Source organism: Methanoculleus sp. UBA291 (assembly GCF_002499755.1).
Classification (GTDB): Archaea; Halobacteriota; Methanomicrobia; order Methanomicrobiales; family Methanoculleaceae; genus Methanoculleus; species Methanoculleus palmolei.
Genome location: NZ_DANC01000019.1, coordinates 15,549 through 15,873, shown reverse-complemented (window position 1 = coordinate 15,873; position 325 = coordinate 15,549). Strand labels below are relative to the sequence as shown.

General features: G+C 61.2%; 1 protein-coding gene. It reads right to left on the bottom strand.

What is annotated here, in order from left to right; all coding sequences use genetic code 11:
- Nucleotides 1-325, bottom strand: a 325-nt coding sequence (locus BP737_RS04055; protein ID WP_342685951.1) for a hypothetical protein, incomplete at both ends; no start/stop codon positions are given.

The window sequence follows — 325 nt, the reverse complement described above, 5'->3', positions numbered from 1 at the left end:
TTATCCACGGGCGGGATCTTCGCCGCGACGACGCGTATCGTTCCGTTCCCGCTCTCCCACGTAGAACGTGCGTTGCCGTATTCATCGGTCGTATTCGCCCAGCGCGTCATGTTCAGATCGCCGTCGATCCTGACGAAGTTAACCACGACGCCCTCCACCGGCGCCCCGTTGATGTCGCGCACCGTTGCGTTCATCTCTCCAGCGGGAGCCGTCGGAACCTTTGTCACCTGCAGGTTGACCGCCGGGTTGAACATCGGGTTGGCGGGAACAAAGACGTAACCCGACGGTCCGGTCATGCCCGTATCGTCGGTCACGGTGAGATTGA